Here is a 20257-nt window from a genome sequence, read left to right as displayed (position 1 = left end):
CGCATGCGTCTGACCGACGAGCAACGGCAGATACGCGACGCGGCGCGCGCCTTCGCGGCCCGCGAGATCGCGCCTTTCGCCGCGGAATGGGACCGCGGCGACGGCGCGCCGCGGTCGGTGCTGCGCAAGATGGCCGAGGCCGGCCTGATGGGCGTGACTATCGATCCGAAATGGGGTGGCGCCGGAGCCGATTTCACCGCCTACGCGCTGGCGATCGAGGAGATTTCCGCCGCCGACGGCGGTCTTTCCAACATGATGGCCGCCAACAACTCGCCGGTCGCCGCGGCGCTGCAGGAATACGGCACCGAACGGCAGAAATCGGAGTACCTGACGCGGCTGACGTCGGGCGAATGGGTCGGCTGCATCCATCTGACCGAGCCGCACACCGGTTCGGACGCGGCGGCCATCCGCACGAGGGCGCGGCGCGACGGTAGCGACTACGTGCTGGCCGGACACAAATCATTCATCACCGCCGGGTCCACCGCCGATCTGGCGATGATCGTGGCCGTCACCGATCCGGACGCCGGCAAGCGCGGCATCACGACATTCATCACGCCGACCGCCAATCCCGGCTACCGCGTGCTGCGCAAGGAGCGCAAGCTCGGCCATCGCACCAACGACACCTGCCAGATCGCGTTCGACGACATGCGCGTGCCGGCCAGCGACGTGCTCGGCGAGCCCGGCCGCGGTCTCGGCATCGCGCTGGCCAATCTGTCGGCGGGCCGCATCGGCGTGGCGGCGCAGGCCACGGGCGGGGCGCGCGCGGCGTTGAGAGCGGCCCGTGCCTACGCCAGCGGGCGGGTGACCTTCGGCAAGCCCATCGTCGAGCACCAGGCCGTCGCCTTCATGCTGGCCGACATGGCGACGCAGATCGAGGCGGCGCGCCAGCTCTACCTGCACGCCGCCGGGCTCAAGGATCGCGGCCAGCCCTGCGCGCGCGAGGCGTCGATGGCCAAGCTGTTCGCCTCGGAGATGGCGGAGCGCGTCGCCTCGAAGGCGATCCAGATCCACGGCGGCTACGGCTTCCTCAACGACTATCCGGTCGAGAAGATCTACCGCGACGTCCGCGTCTACCAGATCTACGAGGGCACCTCGGAGGTGCAGCGCATCGTCATCTCGCGCCATCTCGACGACCTCGACCTCTAGGACCGCCGGGCCCGCGATTGATTCCGGCGGCGGCCGGTGCCACACAACCTCCCGGAACGGCGGGGCGCGCCAGCGGGAGGAACGGTCCGATGCAGTTGTGGACGACGAACGTGGCGTCGGGACGCGGCGCGACGCGCATCGCGCGGCAGGCCGAGGAGGCGGGCTGGGACGGCCTGCTGGTCGTCGACTCCCAGAACCTCTCGGGCGATCCGTACATCTCGCTGGCGCTGGCCGCGACGGTCACGACGACGCTCGGACTGGGCACCGGCGTCACCAACTCCGTAACCCGCCACGCGGCCGTCACGGCGAACTCCATAACCTCGGTGAACCGCGTGTCGAACGGCCGCGCCGTGATGGGCATCGGCCGCGGCGACTCGGCGCTGGCGCATCTCGGCCGCGCGCCGGCGCGGCTGGCGCAGTTCGAACGCTATCTCCGCCACCTGCAGATCTACCTCGCCGGCGGCTCCGTGCCGTTCGACGAGATCGATATCCCGCTGGAGTTCGCGCCGCCGATGTCGGAGCTGGAGCTGGCCGCCGCGCCGCCCGCCAGCCGCATCGGCTGGATCGCGGAAGGCCCGAAGGTCCCCGTCGAGGTCGCCGCCAGCGGCCCGAAGGTGATCGCGTTGTCGGCGCTGCACGCCGACCGGATCATGTTCACCCTCGGCGCCGACGTCGAGCGCGTCGCGTGGGGCATCGATCTGGCGCGCCGGACGCGCAGGGAGGCCGGTCTCGATCCCGACGCCATCGCCTTCGGCGCCTATGTCAATTGCGGCTGCCACACCGACGTCGCCCGGGCGCGCGGCCTCGTCCGCGGCGGGCTGACGACCTTCGCGCGGTTCTCGGTCATGCACGGCCGCGCCAGCGGCCCGCTGGCCGACAAGGACCGCGAGGTCCTCAAGACGCTGCGCGAATCCTACGACATGCGCGCCCATACGCGGGGCGACTCGCGGCAGGCCGGCACCTTGACCGACGCCTTCGTCGACCGGTTCGCCATCGCCGGGCCGCCCGACCATTGCGTGGCGAGATTGCGCGAGCTGGCGGCGCTCGGGCTCGACAAGATCGCGACAAGCGGCTCCACGCGCGGCGCCGACGCCGAGGACGCCGCGTTCGGCCGCGCGCTGTTCGAGAAGGAGGTGCTGCCCCACGCCCGCGCGGCGTAGGGGCGCCCTCTCACTGCGTGGTGCGCAGCCGGGAAGCCTGCACGACGGCGACGGCGAGCAGCGGCAGCGCGACGGTCAGCGCCAGCACGGCGACGAGCAGGTGGCCGAGCTGAGCGTAGTCGGCCGCGACCGTCACCGCGCCGCTGGCGCGGTCGCGGATCTCGCGCGTGACCGTGAAGATCTCGTTGAGGTAGCGCGTGCCCAGTCCGGACGCCGACAGCGCGAGGTTCGTGAACGAGGCCATCACCGCGAAGAACGTCGCCTTGAGGTGCGCCGGCGCGTTGCGCGCGATCCACGCCAGCATCGGGATCATCGCGACCTGGGCGAGCGGCGATCCCAGCGCGGTGTTCAGCACGGCGATGAAATGCGCGTCGACCACGCCGCCGGTGAGGCGAGACGTCCAGTGGTGCAGTCCGTGGTAGAGGCCGATCAACGGCAGCATCAGGACCGCCGACGCCACGGTCAGCATGACGACGACGCGCGCGATCGATTCGCGCGCCATCAGCGGCCGCAGCGCCACCATGCCGGCGAGCGCCAGTCCCGAGGTGATGAGACTCAGGACCGAGAGGAAACGCTGGTCGAAGCCGAGCACGTCGATCTGCCACCATTCCACGCCCGGCCCCGGCAGCGGCGTGGCGCGGAACACGAACACGATGATGGCGGTGCCGACCAGCGGCCCACGCGCCTCCTCCGGCAGCTCGCGCACCAGACGGGCCATCAGAAACAGCACGATGGCCATGGAGCCGGCGAAGATGATCTCCTGGTCGAACGGCACCGACGCCAGCCCCACCGTCAGCGTGAAGATGGCGAATCCCGCGCCGCCGCCGAGAATCCACCAGTTCGGCCGCGTCTCCCCACCGCCCGCGTCGAGGAGCTCCGCGATCCGCGCCGCCGGCGTCCCGGCCGCGCGCAGCCCCGCGGCGCGCCGTGCGCGCATCGCGGAAGCGAGGACGACGCCGAGCACCGAGATCGCCGGGATCGCCAGCGCCATCAGGTAGATGCGCGCGTATGTCGCCAGCTTCTCGTCCGGGGTCATCCGCTCGACGCCGGCGAACATGCCGATGTTCAACACCGCGACCAGCGCCAGCCCCGAGATGATCGCCACGCGGCCCAGCGTCTGCATCGTCGTGTGCATCGCCTTGACGTCGGCGTCGGGCAGCGGCTCGCCCGCCCCGTCGACCGACGGCACCGCCTCGACGGTCATCGCGTCGGCGACGACGTCCTGCAGCGCGTAGCCCACCGGCGCCAGCAGCACGCTCGCGACGTACCACGCCTCCAGCCGCGCCATCGCCGCCATGCGGTCGGGATCGACGACGAGCCCGTACATGATCCCGAGGCTGAGCGCGATCAGCGCGGCGCCGAGGTACACCAGAGCCGCCTTCCACCGCCAGATCAGATCGACGAGGTGGCCCAGCGGCATCTTGAGCGCCCACGGGATGCCGGCCCAGAACGCGAGGCTGGCCAGCGTCGCCGCCGAGAGGTCGAGGCGCTCCTTGACGAAGAACGTCCCGACGATGGCCGTGAGGCCCGACACGCCGGCCGCGAGGTAGACCATCAGCGGCGGCAGGTACGACAACCGGAACTGGCGGCCGAGATCGAGGACCGTGGCGTCGAACCAACGCCATACCACGGCCAGACGCGCCGCCATCATCGGGCGTCGTCCGCGGTAGCCTCGAACGGACCGCGCCAGCCGATCCAATCGCACAGGCCCGCGCCCATCACCTTCGCGAGTTCGGCGCCGCGCAGCCACGACAACTCCTCGGTGAACATCGTCACGCACTCCCGGTAGGTGCACGGCATCCGCGTCAGGTCCGTGCCCCAGAAGAACCGGTCGGGGCCGAACGCGTCGTAGATCCGGCGCAGCCCGTCGTGGATGTCGCGGAACGGGTAGGCCGCGGTCGAATAGCCGGGCGCGCCGGTGGCCTTCAGCGCGACGTTGGGCAGCCGCGCCACGGCGAGAAGCTGGTCGAGGTTTTGCGAAAGCCGCCTCCCCCTTGGCGGCGCGCACCAGCCCGCAATGGTCGATGATCAGCCGCAGCGCCGGATGGCGCTCGGCGATCGAGGCGAGCGTCGGCAGGAACCGCCATGCCATCGTCGCGACCGGCAGCCCGGCGCGCTCCGCCGCCGGCCACAGCCAATCCATCGTGCCGTCGACATGCCAGCGCTCCTCCTCCGGGCGGGTTAGCGAGAACCGCAGGCCCAGCATGCCCGGCCGATCACGCCATGTGTCGATCAACGCGCGGCTCTCCGGCCGTTCCAGCGCGAGCTGACCGAGCACCGCGAAGCGGTGCGGCCGCTCCAGCGCGGCCGCGCAGGCCAGCTCGTTGGCGCCGGGGTCCCACGGCAGGTGCGGATGGATCAGCGCCGCGTCGACGCCGGCCGCGGCCATCTCCGCCAGAAGCTCGTCGGCGGTGAAACGAGGGACCTGCCGGTGATGGCCGCTGGGCGGACCCGCGGCCCACATGTGGACCTGCGCGTCGACGATCTTCATAGCGGCTTCCTCCCTCACCCGGCGGCGCAGGCTAGCGCGTTTCCGCGCCCGGCCCCAGACTACGGCCCGCGCCCGCAGCGGACGGGCCAAAGGAAGGGAACGCCATGCCGGACGACAACGATGTGTTCGAGATCATGCGCACGACGCGCGCCATGCGCCGGCTGCGTCCGGACCCGGTGCCGGAGGAGTTGATCGTCAAGATCCTCGAGGCCGGCATCTCCGCCGCCAACGGCGGCAACGCGCAGAAATGGCGCTTTCTTGTGATCAAGGATCCGGCGGTCAAGAAGGCGGTGCAAGTGTTCTACAAGCGCGCCTTCGACGAGGTGATCGGACCGCGCTACGCCAGCAGCCCGACGCCGCCGGGCGTGACCAAGGAGCGGTTCCAGCGCCAGCACCACGCGGTCGAATATCTGACCGAGCACTTCCACGAGGCGCCGGTGTGGATCGTCGCCTGCCTCGAGGACGGCCCGACGCCGAACCGGATGGCGGGCGCCTCGATCTATCCGGCGGTGCAGAACATGCTGCTGGCGGCCAGAGCGCTCGGCCTCGGCTCGACCCTGACCACGCGCCATCTGCTCTTCGAGAAGGAGGCCGAGGCGGCGCTCGGCCTGCCGGAAGGCGTGCACTCCTACGCCATCCTGCCGATCGGCTATCCCATGGGGAAGTTCGGGCCCGTGGGCCGCGGCGAACTGTCGGAGGTCGTGTTCTCGGAGCGTTGGGGACAGCCGTACCGGGCCGGATAGCGGGACCGGTCGCCTACTCGATCCCGAGCAACCTCGCCGCCGTGCCGCCGAGAATGGCGGCGCGCTCGGCGTCGCTCAATCCCGGCGTGGCGAGGATGTGGTCGACCGACGTGCTCGTCCACGGGAACGGATAGTCCGTGCCCATCACGATCTGGCCCGCCCCGGTCTCGGCGATGAGATGGCGCAGCGCCTCCGGCGTGAAGACGATGGAATCGAAGTAGAGCTGCTTGAGGTACTCCGTCGGCTTCTTCATCGGCGTCGGCCCGACGCGATCGGGAAAAGTCGAACACACGGCGTCGGAGCGCGCCGCGTAGGACGGGAGATACCCGCCGCCGTGGGCGGCACAGATCTTCAACGCCGGATATCGGTCGAGCGTGCCCTCGAAAATCAGATGCGACAGCGCGATCGTGGTCTCCAGTGGATTGCCGATCGTGTTGGTCAGCAGGCCGTTGCCGCCGAGCCGGCCGCTCGGCTCGAGCTCCCTTGTGCCCTGCGGATGGATGAACACCAGCGCGCCGAGCGCCTCCGCCTTCGCCCAGAACGGATGGAACCGCGGCGACGCCAGTTCCTCGCCCTCGACGCTGCCGCCGACCGCCACGCCGCGTAGGCCGAGCTTCCGGACGGCGTGCTCAAGTTGCTCGACCGCGAGGTCGGGATGCTGCAGCGCCACGCTCGCGAAGGCCGTGAACCGTTCCGGCTCGAGGGAGCAGATCTCCGCGAGTTTGTCGTTCTGCAGCGCGATCAACGCCGCGCCGACATCGCGGTCCGCGCCGTACCAGTAGGGGTTGATGCTGAGCGCCTCGACGTCGATGCCCTGCTCGTCCATCGACCGCAGGCGGTCCGCCGTGTCGGACATCAGCAGCGCGTGCGGCGCCACCCGCAGGCCCATCAGCGCCATCGCCTCCGGCACGGCGCAGTGGGCGTGGATGTCCACCGTCCTCACGCGCCGGCCGCCGACGACGACCTCGCGGCGGCGATGCCTCGGTGAAGGCGCGGGCGCGCCCGGCTCAGCGGCGGGTCCGCAACCGATGAACGCGACGCCGGCAGGATGGCCGTGGAAATGGTCGCCCGTGGCGTGCATGTCGATCCTCTATCGGGTCATGGTCGCGTAACGCGCGCCACTGAACACCCGCCACGGACATCCGGCAAGGCAGACCCCACCCGCGCCGGCGTTGCGGCGACCGTCCCTTCCGCCGTACCGTCGCGTGGCGCGCGTCATGCGCCGGCGGTCGTCGACCGCGGGCCGGAATCCGATGGCGCCCCAGGGAGCGGACCGATTTCGCAGCTTCAGATCGCGCTCGCCGCGATGCTCGCCCAACAGACATTCGCGACCCTTGGACGGTCGGTCGTCCCCCTCATCGCGCCCGCCATCGTCGCCGACCTGGGTATCAGCCCCGCGCTGGTCGGCGTGTTCCTGAGCCTGTCGTCGGCGTCGGCCTTCCTGTCGACGCTCGGCTGCGGCGGATTCATCCTGCGCTACGGCGCGCTGCGGATGACCCAGATCGGCATGCTGTTCCTCGGCGGTGGCCTGGCGGTGAGCGCCACCGGCGCGCTGGTGGCGTTCGTGCCGGGCGCGTTCGCGGCCGGTCTCGGCCAGGCGGTGTCGACGCCGTCCAGTTCCCATCTCCTCGGTCGCTTCTCGCCGCCGCGGCTTGCGCCGCTGATCTTCTCGCTGAAGCAGACCGGGGTGCCCGCCGGCCTGATGCTGGCCGGCGTCACGGCGCCGGCGCTGGTCGACGCGGTCGGCTGGCAGGCCGCGATGCTGTGCATCGCCGCGATCTGCGTGGCGACCGCGCTGGCGCTGCAGCCGCTGCGCGCCGGCTTCGATACCGACCGGAACCCAGCGCAGTCGCTGTCGCCGGCCGACATGCGCAGCAACATCCGCTCGGTGATCCAGGTGCCGGCGCTCCGCCTGTTGTGCTTCACCATGTTCGCGTTCGTCGGGCTCCAGGCGCTCTTCACCGGCTTCTTCGTCCTCTACCTCGTCCAGGGTCTCAGCCGCGACCTCGCGACGGCCGGCCTCGCCTTCGCGATCGCCATCGCCGTCGCCGTGCCGGCCCGCATCGGCTGGGGCTGGGTGGCCTCGCGCTTCGTGCGGCCGCATACGCTGCTCTCGGCGCTGGGATTGACGATGTCCGGCGCGGCGGCGCTCACGGCGGCGCTCGACCAGGGATGGCCGACCTGGCTGATCATCGTGGTCGCCGCCGTGTTCAGCGCCACCGCGGTGAGTTGGCACGGAGTGCTGCTGGCCGAGGTCGCCCGCCTGTCGCCCAGCGGACGCATCGGCGCCACAACCGGCGTCGTTCTGGCCTTCGGCGACGCCGGCTCGCTCCTCCTGCCGCTGATCTTCAGCGCGGCGCTGGCGTTGACCGGCGGCTACCGCGTCGGCTTCCTGATCGGCGCGCTGCCGGTCCTCGCGGTCGGCGTCCATGGCCTCGTCCGGCGTCGGGCCGCGTGAGCGCGGACGGACGGAACGCCGAAACGACGGTTTTCCGTTCCTATCGAACGGGTTTAGGCTCCGGCGTCGACGCAGATCGACGCAGGGAAGGAAAACGCCGATGAACATGATCCGACGTCATCTGACACTCGCCGGCGCGGGCGCGCTGGCCGTGATCGCCACGGGCTCCGGACGCGCGGCGCTGGCGCAGGCCGGTGACGACGCCGCGGTCGCCGCCGCCGTCGAGGCGTTCCGGAACGCGATGCTGAAGGCCGACAAGGCGAAGTTCGAAGCGCTGTGCGCCGATCAGATGAGCTACGGCCATTCCGCCGGGCGGCTCGAGACCAAAGCCGAGTTCATCGCCGCCTCGACCAGCGGCAAGACGACGTGGAATTTCATCACGCTATCGGACGCCACCGTCAAGGTCGTGGGCAACAACGCCATCGCGCGCCACGTGCTCACGGGCGAGACGCTGAGCGACGGCAAGACCACCGCGATCAAGATCGGCATCCTGATGGTCTGGCAGAAGCAGGGCGCGGACTGGAAGCTTCTCGCGCGGCAGGCCTACCGTATCTAGCGCACCACGCGACACGAGGCGCCGCGCCGTCGGTGGCCGTGGCGCGTGACTCCGTCGTGCGGACGCGGCACCGGGGTTGCGCCGCCGCCCGTGCGGCGTTCTCATGGCGTCCGCCGCCTTCGAGGGGATGGCCGCTTTGAGCACGGACAACAAATCGGCTGTGGACGCGATCGCCCGGCTGGTGCCGGCGACGTTGCGCGCGCTGCACGCGCTGGAATTCGCGGCACGCCATCTCGCGCCAGACACGCTGTCGCGGCTGGTCGATGCGTTAGCCGGCCGCGACGACGGCCTCGCCGCAGCCCTCGCGACGTCGCGATCGTTGGCGTGGCCGGAACGCCTCGGTCCGGTGCGCGAATGTCTCGAGAACGCCGCCGAGGCCGTGGCAGACGGGGTCGCGGGCCTCCGCGCGGCCGGCGACTCGCCGCAGCCGCTTCCGGCCGCGTACCGGGCGTTGCGGGCCTACGCCCGCGCCGCCGAGGCGCTCTATCCGATGTCGGCGCATCTGAAACCCGTCAGCCATTTCTTCCTCGAGCCCGCAGCGCGTAGCGACTCCGCGCTGGCGGACCGGCTCGCCGCCGCCGACGCGACGCGCGACGAGGTCGGCGTGGTGCATCTCGGTGGCCCCGCCGGCGCGCGCGGCGTGTTCTCGCTCTACGTGCCGGAATACTACGACGCCGCGCGCGCCTGGCCGCTGGTCGTCGCGATGCATGGCGGCAGCGGCAACGGCGGAGCGTTCCTCTGGAGCTGGGTGCGCGAGGCGCGCTCGCGCGGCCTCGTCGTCCTCGCCCCGACCGCGATCGGTTCGACCTGGTCCCTGATGGAGCCGGAAGTAGACGGCCCCAACATCGACCGCATGGTCGACCACGTCGCCGGCCACTGGAACATCGACTCGAAGCGGGCGCTTCTGACGGGCATGAGCGACGGCGGCACGTTCACCTACGTCCTCGGCCTGCGCGCGGGATGCCGCTTCACGCATCTGGCGCCGGTGGCGGCCAGCTTCCATCCGATGCTGACGGCGTTCGCCGACGCCGGCCGCGTGCGCGGCCTGCCGATCCACATCGTCCACGGCGCGCGCGACTGGATGTTCCCAGCGGAGATGGCCCGCGACGCGCGTGATGCCTTGGAGGGGGAGGGCGCCCTCGTCGTCCACCGCGAGATCGAGGATCTCGCCCACACCTACCCGCGCGACGCCAACGCCGGGATTTTGGACTGGTTCCTCGCGACCGCAGGCGCGTAGGAACACGCGACGCGCCGGTCAGGCCGGCAGGAGTCCATCCTCGACCGCCTTGATCTGCAGCGCGAGGTAGCGCGAGTAGATGCGGCACTGCGCCAGGCTGCCGGCGGTGAACCACAGTCCCGGCTGCGCCGTGCGCCGCCACATGTTGCGCAGCTCGCCGCCGTCGTCGAAGCCCCACACCGGACCGATGCGCTCGGCGACATCCTCGCCGAGATGGCGCCGCGCCATCTCCTGCTGGTTCTCGTAGCCGGTGGCGACCACGAGCAGTTCGGCCGGCAGCTCCGTGCCATCCTTCAACCGCGCGCCGCCGCGTTCGAAGCGGTCGATGGAGTCGTACTGCAACAGACGTACCTTGCCGTCGGCGATCAACCCGGAGCAGCCGACGTTGAAGTAGTACCCGCCGCCGCGGCGCAGATACATCATCTGGAAGCCGGTATCGTCCTCGCCGTATGTCAGTTTGAACCCACGCCGTTCCAGCCCGGCCAGCAGCGGCGCGTCGTTGGCGCGCATCTCGGCGGTCGACAACTGGTAGGAACGCTTCAGCACGTCGTAGGGCGTCGCCGCCGCCAGCAGATCGCAATCCTCGAACGGCAGGCCCTCCGAATACATCGAGTAGACCTTCTGCGCCTCGCGCAGGCTCACGACGTAGGTCGGGCTGCGCTGCACGATTGTCACGTCGGCGCCGGCGGCTTGGAGGTCCTGCGCGACGTCGTGGCCGCTGGTGCCGGTGCCCAGCACGATCGTCTTGCGGCCCTTCCATTCCGCGCCGTCGGTGTAGTCGCCGGAATGGACCACCCTGCCCGCGAAAGCATCGAGGCCCGGCACATGCGGCCACACCGGCGTCGCGCTGACGCCTGTGGCGAACACGATATGCCGGGGCCGCATCGCGCGCTCCACCCCGTCGCGGCGCAGCGTGATACCCCATCGTCCGGCGGTCGCGTCGTAGGACCCGCGCACCAGCTCCGTCCCGGTCCAGCAGTTCAGCTCGAGGTTCTCGGCGTACGATTCGAGCCAGTTCGCCAGCTTGTCCTTGGGAATGAACACCGGCCAGGTCGGCGGGAACGGCATGTACGGCATGTGGTTGACATGCGTCTCGTTGTGCAACGTCAACGAGCGGTAGCGCCGGCGCCAGTTGTCGCCGATGCGCTGATTGCGCTCGACGATCAGCGTGTCGACACCGAGATGCCCGAGCCGCGCGGCGATCGCGAGGCCGGCCTGTCCGCCACCCACCACCAGCACCGTTGGATCGCGGTCGTCGTAGGCGCGCGCGCGGCGGCGCCGGTCGAGCCATGTCTCGCCACCGAAATCGCGCGGCAGCGCGTCGGCGTCGCCCATCGCGTGCCATCTCGGATCGGGATGGCCGTGCAGCGTCTCCAGCGTCGTGAGCAGCACCCAGGCGCGCCACGGGCCGGCGCCGGCGTCGCGCACCAGCCGCAACGCGCCGTTGGCCTGCCCGCTGGCGGTCGTGAAGGCGAACACCACCTCGACGCAATCGATGCCCGCACGACGCACGCGGCGCGGTGACGAACGACCCTCGGGAAGGTGGAACCCCGCCGGCTTGACGCTCCCGAGTGTCGGAAGCAACGCGGCCGCGATCGCGCCGCCGCCGCTCGTCGTCTGGAGCCGCCACGTGAACGCGAGCACGTCGCGCCAGTGCGCCTCGCCCGCGAACATCGCAGCGAGCGCAGCCGCGTCGCCGGCGGCGAGCGCACGCTCGAAGGTGGCGAGCCAGTCGACGGCGGTCTGGCGCGCGGCGACGGCGAGATCGGCGGGAGCGTTCATCGTCGGATTTCCCGATTGTCTGGCGAAACGCAGCGGAGGTTAGAGGCCTTCAGGCGCCTGCGGAAGTCCGCGGCGCATCAATGACCGGCGAGGACCGCGTCGGCGATCTTCTCCGCCGTCATGAACGTCGGGAAGTTGGTGTTGGCGCAGGGCACGACGGGGAACAGCGAGGCGTCGACCACCCGCAACCCCTGCACGCCGCGCACGCGCCCGGAATTGTCCGTGACCGCCATCGGATCGTCGGCGCGTCCCATCCGGCAGGTGCAGGAGGCGTGCCAGACGCCCACGGCGGCCTTCTTCACGAACGACTCCAGCGCGTCGTCGTCGTTCATCACCTGCTCGTAGGAGAAGCCGTCGAGCACGTACTTCTCGATGATGTGACGGCGCAGCGCCGCCGGACCGTCGAGCAGCTTCGCGCCGACGGCGGTGAGCACCTTGTTCTTCAACGTGATGGCGCCGACCTGCTTCACACGGTCGCCGTAGCTGGCGGGGAACGGATCGCTGGCCACCGCGCGCATCGGCGCGCTCTCCTGTAGCGCCGCCATCTTGCGGAAGCCCGACATCAGCCGATCGAGGTCGCGCTTGTCCGACAGGAGGTTGAACTCGACCACCGGCTCGGCGCGCCAATCGCGCGAGGCCAGCTTCACCTGGCCGGTCTCGGAATAGGTCTTGTTGATGAAGATCAGGAACGAGGCGATCTGCTCGCCGATGGCGTGCCACGCCGATTTGCCGACCATGGCGACGAACATGTCGCCCTTCGGAATCCCCTCCATGCCCGAGGAATACCGCAGCCCGACAAGCAGGTGGCGCCGCGTCACCGCGTTCTCGACGCGCGCGTCGGGCCGCAGGAAGGACGCAAGGGCGATCGACGGATGGTCCATCAGCCGCTGGCCGACGCCGGGCAGCGCCGCCACGACGGGAATACCGAGGTCGTGCAGTTGGCCGACCGGGCCGATGCCCGCGCGCATGAGATGCGCCGGACTATGGATCGCGCCGCACGAGAGGATGATCTCGCGCCCGCGGAACTCGACCTCCTTGCCGGCGACGATGGCGCGCACGCCGACGCACGCCGTGCCCTCGAACAGCAGCGCCGCCACCTGCGTGTCGGTCGAGATCGTCAGGTTGGGCCGCTTGCGCACGTCGGCGTTGAGGTAGCCCATCGCCGCCGACACGCGCCGCTCCCCGCTGTTCGAGATCGTGATCGGGAAATGGCCGTCCACGAACTCGCCGTTCTGGTCCGGGAGGTAGGGATAGCCCGCCTCCTCGCACGCCTTGGCGACGGCGCGCGCGTGGCCGGTCCACTTGTCCTGGAAGATGCGGCGCACCGGGATGTGGCCGTCCTTGCCGTGGTACGGCCCGTCGAAATCCTCGTCGCGTTCGATCTTCTTGAAGTACGGCAGCACGCCGTCCCAGTTCCAGCCGCGGCGCCGCGCGCCTCCCATTCGGCGTAGTCGGTGGGCGCGCCGCGGTTCGCCATCTGGCCGTTGATCGACGAACCGCCGCCCAGGACGCGCGCCTGCACGTATTTGCGCAGCGGCGGACGGACCTCGTGCGGATTGTTGTGCGAGACCACCTGCGTGGTGACCTTCAGGTCGGTCCAGTGGAAGCGCGGGTCGATGTAGGCGGTCCCGGAGTAGCTGTCGAGAATCTCCGGCGGCTCCGCGCCCGGCGGCGTGTCCTGCCCGGCCTCGCACACCAGCACTTTGTTCGCGCCGCGCGCCGACAGCCGGTTGGCCATCACGGAGCCGGCCGAGCCGCCGCCGACGATGATGTAGTCGTATGACAAAACCGCATCCCTCCACGGCGTCCCGCGCCGCGCGGCCACCGTCCAAAAACGCTAGCATTCGCGCCGGACGCATGGAAGGCTGCGGGTCGACCGCGGTGGACGACGCATCGCAGGCACGCGCCACCGGCATCGAGCATCCCGCGTCCGCCACACGCCCATGAGCGATCCGACTCCGCCGCCACACAAGCTGCAGCTGCTGCTGTCCGCGCACGCGCTGCGGACATGGGGCGCGCGCATCGCCGAGGCCGCGCCCGAACTTGCGTTCGTGACCGCCGAGGCCGCGGCGGCCGATGCCGGTCCCTGCGACGCCGACATCGCCTTCATCACCCGCGAGGTCACGGGCCGGTCGACCAAGGACGCGCATACGCCCGAGCTCGCCGCCTTCATCGACGTCGTACGCCGTTCACCTCGATTGAGATGGTTCCAGATCCACGCCGCCGGCGCAGACCGGGCGATCTACGGCGACATGCGCGCGCGTGGCGTCAAGATCACAACGGGGTCGGGCGCCACGGCGGTGACGGTCGCGCACAGTGTCCTCGGCGCGGTGATCGCGCTCAACCGCCGCTTCCCGGCGCTGGCCGACGCCCAGCGCCGGCACGCCTGGGAGCAGCGCCTCGGCGCCAACGCGCCGCGTGATCTCGCGGGACAGCGCGCCGTGGTCGTCGGGCTGGGTCCGATCGGCCGCAACGTCGCGACGCTGCTGAAGGTCCTCGGCATGACGGTTGTCGGCGTCCGCCGCGTCGCGGCTCCGGTGCCGCCTTGCGACGCGACGATCACCTACGAGCGTTTGCGCGAGTCCCTGCCGGGCGCCGACTGGCTGATCCTGAGCTGCCCCCTGTCGCCGCTCACCCGCGGAATCGCCGACGCCCGCACGTTCGCGGCGATGCGCGACGGCGCCTGCCTGGTGAACGTCGCGCGCGGCGAAGTGGCGGTGGAACGGGACATCGTCGCCGCGCTGGCGTCCGGAAAGCTCGCCGGTGCCTATCTCGACGTCTTCGAGCGCGAGCCGCTGGACCCCGCGTCACCGCTCTGGGACATGCCCAACGTGATCGTCTCGCCGCACACCGCCAGCCACTCGCTGGGACAGAACGAGGCGATCTTCGATATCTTCCTCGACAATCTCGCGCGATGGCGCGCGGGCCAGGCGTTGCGGAACGACATCGACGATCTGGCGTGACGGACGCCGCGGCTCGGGAGGAAAAGGATGACGGAAGCGCAGGTCGTGAGATTCGACGTCGAGAACGGCGTCGGCGTCGTCACCGTCGACTACCCGCCGGTCAACGCGCTGGGGCCGGGCGTGGCCGAGGGAATCGTCGCCGCCGTCGACGCCGCGCAGAACGATCCCGCGGTGAAGGCGCTCGTGCTGATCGGCGCCGGGCGCAGCTTCATCGCCGGCGCCGATATCCGCCGCTTCGGCAAGCCGCGGCCGCCGATGGCGCGCCGCACCTACGACGCCCTCGACGGCAGCGCCAAGCCGGTGGTCGCCGCGATCCACGGCTTCGCGCTGGGCGGCGGCTTGGAGAACGCGCTGGCGTGCCACTACCGGATCGCCACGCCGACGGCGAAGGTCGGTCTACCGGAGGTGCTGATCGGCATCCTGCCCGGTGGCGGCGGCACGCAACGGTTGCCGCGGCTGGTCGGCCCGAAGGCGGCGATGGAGCTGATCGTGTCCGGCCGCCACGTGCCGGCGCCGGAGGCGTTGAAGCTGGGGATAATCGACGCCGTGGTCGACGGCGAGGATCTGCGCGCCGAGGCCATCGCTTTCGCGCGTTCAGTGGCCGACAAGCGCCCGCTGCGCCGAGTCCGCGACCTCGACGACAGGCTGGCGGAGGCCAAGGCCGATCCAGGGATGTTCGAGGCGATGCGCAAGTCGATCGCGCGCAAGGCCAGCAACCAGAAGGCGCCGTTCAACTGCATCGCCGCCGTCGAGGCCGCGTGCGCCCAGCCGTTCGAAGAGGGCATCCGCACCGAACGACGGCTGTTCGACGAGCTGGAGAACGCCGACGAGGCGAAGGCGTTGCGTTACGCCTTCTTCGCCGAGCGCGAGGTCGCCCGCATCCCCGGTCTTTCGGACGCCGCCCGCGCACCCGACCTGCGCGCGGCGGCGGTGGTCGGCGCCGGCACGATGGGCGGCGGCATCGCCATGAGCTTCGCCGACCATGGTCTGCCGGTTAAGCTGCTGGACGCGTCGGCGGAGGTGCTGGAACGCGGCATGGACCGCATCCGCGCCAACTACGCCACCAGCGTCGCGCGCGGCAGCCTCGCCCAGGCGGAGATGGACCGGCGGCTGGCGCTGATCGAGCCGGTCACCGGCTACGCCGACATCGCGGGATGCGACGTCGTGATCGAGGCGGTGTTCGAGCAGATGCCGGTCAAAAAGGAGGTGTTCGCGAAGCTCGACGCGGTGATGAAGCCCGGCGCGCTGATGCTGACCAACACCTCGGCGCTGGACATCGACGAGATCGCCTCCGTCACCTCGCGGCCGGAGGCCGTAGCGGGCGCGCATTTCTTCGTGCCCGCCAACGTGATGCGGCTGCTGGAGGTGGTCGAAGGTTCGAGGACCGCGCCCGCGACCATGGCCGCGGCGATGAAGCTCGGCCGCGCCATCGGCAAGGTCAGCGCCTGGGCGGGGAACTGCGACGGCTTCGCCGCCAATCGCAGCCGCGTCACCTTCAACCAGGAACAGGGCTGGATGGTCGAGGAAGGCGCCCTGCCGGAGCAGGTCGACAAGGTGATGGTCGATTTCGGCTATCCTGTCGGCCCGTTCGCGGTCAACGACATGTCCGGCCTCGACGTCAGCTACCAGACGCGCAAGCGCCGCGCCGCCGCCGATCCGGCCTACCGCGGCCTTCCAATCGCCGACCGTCTGGTCGAACTGGGCCGCAAGGGACAGAAGACCGGCGCCGGCTGGTACCGCTACGAGAAAGGCGACCGCACGCCGCGCGTCGATCCGGAGACCCACCGGATCATCAAGGAGGTCACCGGGGCGCTGGGCGTCCAGCGCCGCGCCTTCACGGACGAGGAGATCCTGCACCGCCTGCTGTTCTCGTCGGTCAACGAGGCGTGCAAGATCATCGAGGAGGGCAAGGCGTTGCGCGCCAGCGACATCGACGTGATGTGGCTCAACGGCTTCGGCTTCCCGCGCTACCGCGGTGGCCTGATGTTCTGGGCGGACGGCGTCGGCGCGCGCGAGATCTACAACCAGGTGGCGGCGTGGCACCAGCGCTACGGCGGCCGCTGGCGTCCCTCGGCGCTGCTTCGCGAGATCGCCGAGAGCGGTGGCGCGTTGCGCGACGCCAAGGCGCCGTCGATGCGCTGACCGCGGACGGCGACGCTCACACCGACGAGGGACCGGAACGATGGCGAACCTGACGGAGATGATGCGCGGCCCGGCGCCAGTGCTGGCGCCGCTGGTGCTCGATCCGATGATGGCCCGGATGGCGGAGAAAGCCGGATTCAAGGCGCTCTACCTCGGCGGCGGCGCCACCGGCTACCTCAAGGTCCACCTCGAGGCCAACCTCACGCTCACGGAGATGGCGCAGACGGCGCTCGAGATCCGCACGGTGTCGAGCCTGCCGCTGATCTTCGACGCCGCCGCCGGCTGGGGCGATCCCATGCACATGCACCGCACCATGGGCATGACCGAGGCCGCCGGCTTCGCCGCGATCGAGATCGAGGACCAGATCCTGCCGAAGCGGGCGCACCACCACATCGGCATCGACCACATGGTGCCGATGGAGTTCATGGTCGAGAAGATCAAGGAGGCGGTACGCGCGCGGCGCAATCCCGACACGCACATCATCGCCCGGACCATCGCCATCCGCTCGTCCAACGTCGACGACGCGATCCGGCGCTGCGAGGCCTACCGCGCCGCCGGCGCCGATTCGCTTCTGCTGATCCCCTACACGCAGGAGGTCGTGCGCTACGTCGGCGAGCGGCTGGAGCCGCCGCTGGTCAACATCCTGCGGCCGGGCGGCCTGGCCTCGCTCGACATGACGCCGGCGGAGCTCCACCAGCACGGCTTCCGGCTGCTGATCGACCCGGCGACGCCGCTGCTGGCCGCCTACGAGGCCATGAAACGGACCTACGCCGAGCTGGCCGATGGATTCGCGATCCGGTCGCGGCCGGTGGAGGACTGGGGCCGGCTTCAGAAGGAGCAGCACGAGAGCATCGATCTGGCGAAGCTGATCGAGATCGAGCGCCGCACGACGGAGAAGCCGGCCTAGGGGCGGCGCGCGCGGCACGGCGAGAATCGGGATAGCATCGACACGACGGCGGCACCCGGATCCGCCGCGCGAGGAGGAAGACAGTGGCCCAGCAACCGTCCAACGCCGCCCGCGAGGCCGTCCGCGACACGTTCCCGAAGCTGATCGACCTCACAGAGAAGGTCGTGTTCGGCGACATCTGGGAGCGCCCCGGCCTCAGCAAGCGCGACCGCAGCCTGATCGTCGTGGCGACCCTGGTGGCGCTGTGCCGCACCGACCAGCTGCGCGGCCACCTCCAGCGCGCGCTGGCCAACGGCGTGAAGAAGGAGGAGCTGGTCGAGCTGATCACGCACCTCGCGTTCTACTCCGGATGGCCGACGGCGATGACGGCCGCGCGCGTCGCCAAGGAAGTCTTCGAGCAGAATCCGTAGGCGGCGGCGCCGCGCGAAGGAGAGCGACATGCGGGTGGGATTCATCGGCCTCGGGACCATGGGCGCGGGCATGGCCGCCAACCTCCAGAAGGCCGGCCACGAGCTGGTGGTCCACGACCTGACGCGCCAGGCGGCCGGCGCGCTGATCGCCAAGGGCGCGGTCTGGGCGGCGACGCCACGGGCGGTCGCCGAGGCGGCCGACGTGGTATTCGCCTCCCTGCCGGGGCCGAAGGAGGTCGAGGCGGTGTCGACGGGCGACGACGGGTTGCTGGCGGGCGTGCGCGCCGGCAACGCGCTCTTCGACCTCACCACCAACGCGCCGGCCACCGTGCGCAAGCTGCACGCGCTGTTCCTCGAGCGCGGCGCGCATCTGCTCGACGCGCCCGTCAGCGGCGGGCCCAGGGGCGCGGCCAGCGGCAAGCTATCGCTCTGGGTCGGCGGCGACGAGGCGGTCTACGACCGCCACAAGGCGTTGCTCGACGCGATCGGCGACCAGGCGCGCTACGTCGGGCCGATCGGCGCCGGCTCGGTGGCGAAGCTGGCGCACAACTGCGCCGGCTACGCGCTGCAGACGGCGCTGGCCGAGGTCTTCACCATGGGCGTCAAGGGTGGCGTCGAGCCGCTGGCGCTGTTCGAGGCGGTGCGCCAGGGCGCGCTGGGCCGCCGCCGCACCTTCGACGGGCTGATCGACCAGTTCCTGCCCGACGTCTACGAGCCGCCGGCCTTCGCATTGCGGCTGGCGCACAAGGACGTCTCGCTGGCGACCCAGCTCGGCCGCGAACTCGGCGTGCCGATGCGGCTGTCGAACCTGGCGCTGGAGGAGATGACGGAGGCGATGAACCGCGGCTGGGCCGACCGCGATTCGCGCTGCGCCATGGTGCTGCAGCAGGAGCGCGCCGGCGTGCGCATCAAGGTCGACGCCGCGAAGCTCAAGGCCGCCGTCGAGCGCGGCTAGGACGGCGCCGCGGCCCGGCGTTGCGCGGAGGCGCCCTGTTCACCCCGCCGGCCGCGCGGTAGTGACGATGTCGAACGCGCCGCGGGGGAACCCGCCCGCCGGCCGGGCGCGCGGGAGGGACGATGACCGTCGAGCTGTCCGAGGAGTTCCGCATGCTGCGGGACACCGTCGCCAAATTCGTCGACAACGAGCTGATGCCGCTGGAGGCCGCCGTGCTGGCCCGCGACATCGCCGGCCAGAAGATCTCGCTGACCGACGCCGAGGAGGCGCCGCTGCTGGCGAAGTGCCGCGCGCTCGGCCTGTGGGCGCTGGACGCGCCGGAGGAGCTGGGCGGCGCCAACCTGCCGGCCGTGGCGCTGATGGCGGTCAACGAGGAGATCGGCCGCACCGTGGTGCCGTTCACCTTCCCGCCGGACTCGCCCAACATGCACATGCTGCTGGCGGTGGCCGACCCGGTGCAGCGCAAGAAGTACCTCGAGCCCTACGCCGCGGGGGTGGCGAAATCCGCCATCGCGATCTCCGAGCCGGGCGCCGGCGGCGATCCCGCCGGGATGACCACGCGCGCGGTCCAGGAGGGCTCGACCTGGGTCATCAACGGCCGCAAGATCTGGATCAGCCGCGTGCCGTCGGCCGACTTCACCATCGTCATGGCGCGCACGGGCACGGAGAACCGCCACGGCGGCATCACCGCCTTCATCGTCGAGAAGGACACGCCCGGCTTCATCGTCGCCCGCGAGATCCCGATGCTGGGCGGCCAGCGCACCTACGAGGTGGTGTTCGAGGACTGCAAGGTCGACGCCGGCCAGGTGCTGGGCCGCGTCGGCGACGGCTTCGCGCCGATGCAGCTGCGCCTCACCGTGCGGCGCCTGCAGATGGGCGCGTGGTGCGTCGGCATGGCGCGGCGCGCGCTCGACATGATGTGCTCCCACGTCAAGCAGCGCACGACCTTCGGCGCCAAGCTGGCCGACCGGCAGGCGATCCAGTGGTGGATCGCCGACGCCGCCATGAAGATCCACGCCTGCCGCCTGATGGTGATGGACGCCGCCGCCAAGCAGGACGACGGCCGCGACGTGCGCACCGAGGCGTCGATGATCAAGGTCTTCGCCACCGAGATGGCGACGGAGGTCGTCGACCACGCCATGCAGTCGTTCGGCGCCATGGGCGTGACCAAGGAGCTGCCGCTGCACCTCATGGCGCAGAAGCTGCGCACGATGCGCGTCTACGAGGGCCCGTCGGAGGTGCACCGCATGGTCATCGCGCGCCGCGTCCTCGGCGCGGCGCGTTGAGCCGGCCGTGACCGCGCGGCC

Annotated in this window: 16 protein-coding genes; 12 read left to right on the top strand and 4 right to left on the bottom strand. The window is 70.8% G+C overall.

Annotated features, from left to right (window positions below):
- The first annotated feature begins 3 nt into the window (after positions 1–3).
- Positions 4–1146: an acyl-CoA dehydrogenase family protein gene (locus IPK81_15980; protein ID QQS11089.1), complete on the top strand. Its 1143-nt coding sequence runs from the start codon at positions 4–6 to the stop codon at positions 1144–1146.
- Positions 1147–1235: 89 nt separating this feature from the next.
- Positions 1236–2306: an LLM class flavin-dependent oxidoreductase gene (locus IPK81_15975; protein QQS11088.1), complete on the top strand. Its 1071-nt coding sequence runs from the start codon at positions 1236–1238 to the stop codon at positions 2304–2306.
- 10 nt (positions 2307–2316) lie between these two features.
- Here IPK81_15975 and IPK81_15970 read toward each other — a convergent pair whose 3' ends face one another.
- Positions 2317–4797: an amidohydrolase family protein gene (locus IPK81_15970; protein QQS11087.1), complete on the bottom strand. Its 2481-nt coding sequence runs from the start codon at positions 4795–4797 to the stop codon at positions 2317–2319.
- 104 nt (positions 4798–4901) lie between these two features.
- On the opposite strand from IPK81_15970, the gene IPK81_15965 reads away from it, so the two are divergent.
- Positions 4902–5540, top strand: coding sequence for a nitroreductase family protein (locus IPK81_15965; protein ID QQS11086.1), 639 nt, complete (start codon positions 4902–4904; stop codon positions 5538–5540).
- 13 nt (positions 5541–5553) lie between these two features.
- Here the strand turns inward: IPK81_15965 and IPK81_15960 are convergent, their stop codons facing one another.
- Positions 5554–6621 carry an amidohydrolase gene (locus IPK81_15960; protein QQS11085.1) on the bottom strand — a complete coding sequence of 356 codons (1068 nt, stop codon included), beginning with the start codon at positions 6619–6621 and terminating at the stop codon, positions 5554–5556.
- A 225-nt stretch (positions 6622–6846) separates the two neighbouring features.
- Between IPK81_15960 and IPK81_15955 the strand changes: the two genes are divergently transcribed.
- The 3 genes from IPK81_15955 to IPK81_15945 all read left to right on the top strand — a co-directional run bounded on the left by IPK81_15955 (position 6847) and on the right by IPK81_15945 (position 9791).
- Positions 6847–7998, top strand: coding sequence for an MFS transporter (locus IPK81_15955; protein ID QQS11084.1), 1152 nt, complete (start codon positions 6847–6849; stop codon positions 7996–7998).
- Between the two features lie 106 nt (positions 7999–8104).
- Entirely contained in the window at positions 8105–8554 is a 450-nt protein-coding gene (locus IPK81_15950) for a nuclear transport factor 2 family protein (protein QQS15146.1), read from the top strand.
- 127 nt (positions 8555–8681) lie between these two features.
- A complete protein-coding gene (locus IPK81_15945; protein QQS15145.1) occupies positions 8682–9791 on the top strand; it encodes a phospholipase in 1110 nt (369 codons plus the stop codon).
- A gap of 18 nt (positions 9792–9809) precedes the next feature.
- Here the strand turns inward: IPK81_15945 and IPK81_15940 are convergent, their stop codons facing one another.
- Entirely contained in the window at positions 9810–11573 is a 1764-nt protein-coding gene (locus tag IPK81_15940) for an NAD(P)/FAD-dependent oxidoreductase (protein ID QQS11083.1), read from the bottom strand.
- Between the two features lie 77 nt (positions 11574–11650).
- Positions 11651–13015, bottom strand: a complete 1365-nt coding sequence (locus tag IPK81_15935; GenBank protein QQS11082.1) for a GMC family oxidoreductase N-terminal domain-containing protein — start codon at positions 13013–13015, stop codon at positions 11651–11653.
- Positions 13016–13516: 501 nt separating this feature from the next.
- On the opposite strand from IPK81_15935, the gene IPK81_15930 reads away from it, so the two are divergent.
- From IPK81_15930 to IPK81_15905, 6 genes are all read left to right on the top strand, one after another.
- Positions 13517–14536, top strand: a complete 1020-nt coding sequence (locus tag IPK81_15930) for a D-2-hydroxyacid dehydrogenase (GenBank protein QQS11081.1) — start codon at positions 13517–13519, stop codon at positions 14534–14536.
- A gap of 27 nt (positions 14537–14563) precedes the next feature.
- Positions 14564–16678: an enoyl-CoA hydratase/isomerase family protein gene (locus IPK81_15925; GenBank protein QQS11080.1), complete on the top strand. Its 2115-nt coding sequence runs from the start codon at positions 14564–14566 to the stop codon at positions 16676–16678.
- Positions 16679–16718: 40 nt separating this feature from the next.
- On the top strand, positions 16719–17585 hold the full coding sequence (locus tag IPK81_15920; GenBank protein ID QQS11079.1) for an isocitrate lyase/PEP mutase family protein: 867 nt from the start codon (positions 16719–16721) through the stop codon (positions 17583–17585).
- Between the two features lie 83 nt (positions 17586–17668).
- On the top strand, positions 17669–17995 hold the full coding sequence (locus IPK81_15915) for a carboxymuconolactone decarboxylase family protein (GenBank protein QQS11078.1): 327 nt from the start codon (positions 17669–17671) through the stop codon (positions 17993–17995).
- A 28-nt stretch (positions 17996–18023) separates the two neighbouring features.
- The gene (locus tag IPK81_15910; GenBank protein ID QQS11077.1) at positions 18024–18950 is read left to right on the top strand and encodes an NAD(P)-dependent oxidoreductase; all 927 of its coding nucleotides are present in this window, start codon (positions 18024–18026) and stop codon (positions 18948–18950) included.
- A gap of 122 nt (positions 18951–19072) precedes the next feature.
- Positions 19073–20236 (top strand): acyl-CoA/acyl-ACP dehydrogenase, encoded by a 1164-nt coding sequence (locus tag IPK81_15905; protein ID QQS11076.1) that lies wholly within the window; start codon positions 19073–19075, stop codon positions 20234–20236.
- Positions 20237–20257 lie beyond the last annotated feature (21 nt).

It is taken from the genome of Rhodospirillales bacterium (assembly GCA_016699855.1).
Lineage (GTDB): Bacteria > Pseudomonadota > Alphaproteobacteria > Reyranellales > Reyranellaceae.
The sequence above is the reverse complement of the archived record's forward strand: the minus strand, read 5'-3'. Positions and strand labels throughout refer to the sequence as shown.

Coding starts and splice junctions, on each gene's coding strand:
- IPK81_15960 (QQS11085.1), bottom strand. CDS start 6,621: ATGCACGCCACGGGCGACCATTTCCACGGCCATCCTGCCGGCGTCGCG.
- IPK81_15970 (QQS11087.1), bottom strand. CDS start 4,797: ATGAAGATCGTCGACGCGCAGGTCCACATGTGGGCCGCGGGTCCGCCC.
- IPK81_15935 (QQS11082.1), bottom strand. CDS start 13,015: ATGGGAGGCGCGCGGCGCCGCGGCTGGAACTGGGACGGCGTGCTGCCG.
- IPK81_15955 (QQS11084.1), top strand. CDS start 6,847: ATGCTCGCCCAACAGACATTCGCGACCCTTGGACGGTCGGTCGTCCCC.
- IPK81_15930 (QQS11081.1), top strand. CDS start 13,517: ATGAGCGATCCGACTCCGCCGCCACACAAGCTGCAGCTGCTGCTGTCC.
- IPK81_15925 (QQS11080.1), top strand. CDS start 14,564: ATGACGGAAGCGCAGGTCGTGAGATTCGACGTCGAGAACGGCGTCGGC.
- IPK81_15965 (QQS11086.1), top strand. CDS start 4,902: ATGCCGGACGACAACGATGTGTTCGAGATCATGCGCACGACGCGCGCC.
- IPK81_15950 (QQS15146.1), top strand. CDS start 8,105: ATGATCCGACGTCATCTGACACTCGCCGGCGCGGGCGCGCTGGCCGTG.
- IPK81_15905 (QQS11076.1), top strand. CDS start 19,073: ATGACCGTCGAGCTGTCCGAGGAGTTCCGCATGCTGCGGGACACCGTC.
- IPK81_15945 (QQS15145.1), top strand. CDS start 8,682: ATGGCCGCTTTGAGCACGGACAACAAATCGGCTGTGGACGCGATCGCC.
- IPK81_15975 (QQS11088.1), top strand. CDS start 1,236: ATGCAGTTGTGGACGACGAACGTGGCGTCGGGACGCGGCGCGACGCGC.
- IPK81_15940 (QQS11083.1), bottom strand. CDS start 11,573: ATGAACGCTCCCGCCGATCTCGCCGTCGCCGCGCGCCAGACCGCCGTC.
- IPK81_15910 (QQS11077.1), top strand. CDS start 18,024: ATGCGGGTGGGATTCATCGGCCTCGGGACCATGGGCGCGGGCATGGCC.
- IPK81_15920 (QQS11079.1), top strand. CDS start 16,719: ATGGCGAACCTGACGGAGATGATGCGCGGCCCGGCGCCAGTGCTGGCG.
- IPK81_15980 (QQS11089.1), top strand. CDS start 4: ATGCGTCTGACCGACGAGCAACGGCAGATACGCGACGCGGCGCGCGCC.